Below are 528 nucleotides of genomic sequence, written 5' to 3'. Positions count from 1 at the left end.
CCCTATACCCCTGCGAGAAAGACACCCAAACCCCGCACCACTGGCCCGCAAACCGCTGTAGTGGTCGGTCCGGCGGGCGAAGAGATCTGGACGGACGAATACGGCCGCATCAAAGTCCAATTCCACTGGGACCGGCTGGGCGCCATGGACGAGCACTCCAGCTGCTGGGTGCGCGTGGCGACCAGTTGGGCCGGGTCTGGGTTCGGCGCAGTCTCCATCCCCCGCATCGGGCACGAAGTGGTCATTGATTTCTTGAACGGCGACCCGGACTATCCCATCGTCACGGGCAGCGTCTACAACGCCGCCAACATGCCGCCCTGGGCCCTGCCGGGCAACGCCACGCAGTCCGGCATCAAGACGCGATCGAGCAAGGGCGGCGCGGCGGGCGACGGCATGAAGAACGGAGGCGGCGACGCCAACGCAATCCGCTTCGAAGACAAGAAGGGCGCGGAGCAGTTGTGGCTGCATGCGCAGAAGGACCAGCTCACCGAAGTCGAAAACGATGAAGAAAAGTGGGTGGGACAGGAT

General features: G+C 64.2%; 1 protein-coding gene. It reads left to right on the top strand.

Annotation, left to right across the window (positions count from 1 at the left end; genetic code table 11):
• On the top strand, window positions 1–528 hold a 528-nt coding region (gene tssI, locus K9U40_RS23370; RefSeq protein WP_282892454.1), incomplete at both ends, for a type VI secretion system tip protein TssI/VgrG.

The sequence above is a fragment of the Xanthobacter autotrophicus genome (assembly GCF_030015065.1).
Lineage (GTDB): Bacteria > Pseudomonadota > Alphaproteobacteria > Rhizobiales > Xanthobacteraceae > Xanthobacter > Xanthobacter autotrophicus_D.
This window is presented reverse-complemented; position numbering and strand designations above follow the sequence as displayed.